The sequence below is a fragment of the Paenibacillus sp. N119s genome, assembly GCF_059447605.1.
Genome location: NZ_JCAJRU010000388.1, coordinates 1 through 2701 on the forward strand (window position 1 = coordinate 1; position 2701 = coordinate 2701).

Genomic DNA, 2701 nt, shown 5'->3' on the forward strand with positions numbered 1-2701 from the left:
TCTGGCAAGATAGTTTTGATGTACGTGAAAATGTGCCTCCAGGTCTTTATTCGTGATGGCATTTCTGTAGTTTTGTTTTAGAAATATTTCGATCTGTTCGGCTAACTTTGAGGAACTGCTTTTATAATTCTCATCATATTCCAAACTCTGAAAAATATTCACAAATGTTTGTTGAGTCTCCCATAGAGCCAGCTTTCGAGTTTTTAAAGTAGAGGCTAGTAAATAGTCCAATTTAGAGAACAGCTCAAGGGGATTAACTAGTTTTTTTCGGTACTCTCCACGACTTGTCCTCCTCACCGATGTGCAGTAGTCCTTCTTTAATAATGATTACGTCAAAATAACCTAAGTTATAGCGATTCGGATGCCAATCCCCTTTGTGGTATGCAGTAAAATTCCCTTCTATGAAATAAGGCAATGGAGGAACAAGGAAAGATAGAAAGCCTGTTTTGCTCATGGAAGTCAGCTCCTTTGTGTGTGAAATCGTATAAGTTTTAGTTAAAGATCGCGATTTTTTTTATAAATTCAGGTTGATAAAATAAGGACTGTAGCAAGAGGAACTTAGGTCAGCTTGTTCGATATTATCCTTACTTTATCCTTATTTTCTATGGTTAGCTGTTCCGTTTGCCGTGTTCATGGTTCTTACGTTTACAACGTCCAATTGGAGTGAATCGGGGAAAATTGCATACGCGGCCATCACTTATATCATAGCGGGTATTCTGTATACGGGGATCAGTAAACCGATTACATCTATTCTGCCTAACCTGAGCACTAATTCCAATGAACGCGTGGTTTTGAACTCTTTCCGTATGGTCGGGGGAAATGTGGGCTTCTTCATCGCCACCATATTCACGTTACCTCTGGTCGCCTTCTTTGGACAGGGAAATGATCAAAAAGGATTTTCCCTAACACTCGTTTTATTTGGCATCATGGCTGGCTGCCGTTTATCATCTTCTTGATCGGAATTATTCCTATGTTTTTCTATAAGAAATTCGAAAAGAATGAGGCTTCTATTGAGCAAGATTTAATTGCGAGAAGGTCATGATTGTTCTCTTAACAAAGGATTTTGCATACTAGAAAATAGTGTAATCCTGCTTCAAAACTTGTTCAGCTCAGAAAGCAAGTTTTGAGGTTTTTTTTCTATTTAAGTGTGAGTAAAGCCATTGACAGGATTTTCTTTTAGAGTAATACTTCTATGTAGAGAAAAGTGTACAGAATCAAGAGCCAGAGACATCTAGCCTTGCAACTTTATACATTTTTTCGCCATGAAAGACTCTTCTGTTGAAGGGTTTTTTTCAATTTGATAAAAAAGAATGTGATAAGATGAGTCAACTGAGTGTAAGGATGAGGACGCAGGGCTTTCTGAATCGGCATTTTTCAGGAGAGTCCATTGATTATCGGCAGATTATTGCCCTATTTCTCCCGCTTCTGATTGATCAGGCTTTTATCGTGGGTCTTAATTTGGTCAACACAGCCATGATCAGCTCGTCGGGGATGGCGGCGGTCAGTGCTGTAAATATGATTGATTCATTAAATATTTTTTTAATTAATGTGTTTGTGGCAGTGTCTACTGGGGGTACGGTTGTTGTAGCGCAGTATAAGGGGAGCGGCAATGACCTTATGGTCTCTAAAGCAACCTCCGGTACGATATCCTCCGTTTCCTTGTTGGCCTTATGCATCAGTCTGTTTATGATCCTGTTGTACAATCCCATTTTAAGTGTCCTGTTTGGCTCCGCTTCGGCTGATGTATTGGCTAACGGCAAGGTATATCTACTGGGAAGCTGTATGTCTTTTGTGGGAATTGCGATTGTTGAGGCCGTATGTGGAGCGCTGAGAGGGATCGGCAAGACGAGGGCATCGCTGGCTCTCTCGCTTATCATGAATTTTTCATACGTGCTGCTGAATGTCGTGTTTATAAATTTGTTGGATATGAGTGTGCTGGGCATGACGATTGCAGTCAATGTGTCCAGATATGCAGGGGCTGCTTGTGCGTTGATCTATTTGATCAGGGTGGATGACGACCTGCGTGTTCAGCTTAGAGATATGCTTTATTTTAATCTGGCCATGCTTAAAAAGATCCTGTTTATCGGTCTTCCTTTTGCAGCGGAACAGATGTTTTTCAATGGAGGTAAAATTTTAACTCAAATTTTCATTGTGAGCCTGGGGACCAATGCATTGGCGACGAATGCTATTTGCTCCTCCCTGGCTAACGTGTTCCAAATTCCTGCGAATGCTTTGGCTCTTACAATTGTGACCGTGGTTGGTCAATGCATGGGGCGGCGGAATGTACACGATGCCCGCAAGTTTACCAAATCGTTTATTTGGCTGTCGTCCGCTTCGTTTATTGTAATGGGGCTAATCCTAATGCCTTTGTTTAAGCCGATGGTGGGGTTGTTTCATCCACCTGCTGAAATTGTAGATGACATTTTTATGGTCATGCTGATTAATACGCTGGCCCAGATTCCACTCTGGTCCATCGCCTTTATTACACCCTCTGCGCTTAGGGCGGCGGGGGATTCCAAATTTACGTCCCTCACCTCGATGCTGTCCATGTGGTTGTGTCGGGTAGTGCTTGGGTATGTCTTGGGCATTGTGTTCAACTTGGGGATTGTGGGTGTCTGGCTGGCCATGGATATTGAATGGGGTGTGCGGGGGATCGTTTTCCTCTGGCGCTTCCGCGGCAGCAAATGGGTCCAGCATCGTT

2 protein-coding genes and 1 pseudogene are annotated in these 2701 nt (G+C 42.5%); 2 read left to right on the forward strand and 1 reads right to left on the reverse strand.

From position 1 onward, the window contains the following. Positions 1 to 253: 253 nt before the first annotated feature. On the reverse strand, positions 254 to 454 hold the full coding sequence (locus tag AC5V8P_RS24980; protein WP_063212096.1) for a hypothetical protein: 201 nt from the start codon (positions 452 to 454) through the stop codon (positions 254 to 256). A gap of 139 nt (positions 455 to 593) precedes the next feature. On the opposite strand from AC5V8P_RS24980, the pseudogene AC5V8P_RS24985 reads away from it, so the two are divergent. Both AC5V8P_RS24985 and AC5V8P_RS24990 read left to right on the forward strand, forming a co-directional pair. Continuing rightward, a pseudogene (locus AC5V8P_RS24985) lies at positions 594 to 932 on the forward strand (MFS transporter); the annotation flags it as partial. Between the two features lie 388 nt (positions 933 to 1320). Then, a partial coding sequence (locus tag AC5V8P_RS24990) for an MATE family efflux transporter (protein WP_495473997.1) occupies positions 1321 to 2701 on the forward strand: 1381 nt, incomplete at its 3' end.

Coding starts and splice junctions, on each gene's coding strand:
- AC5V8P_RS24980 (WP_063212096.1), bottom strand. CDS start 454: ATGAGCAAAACAGGCTTTCTATCTTTCCTTGTTCCTCCATTGCCTTAT.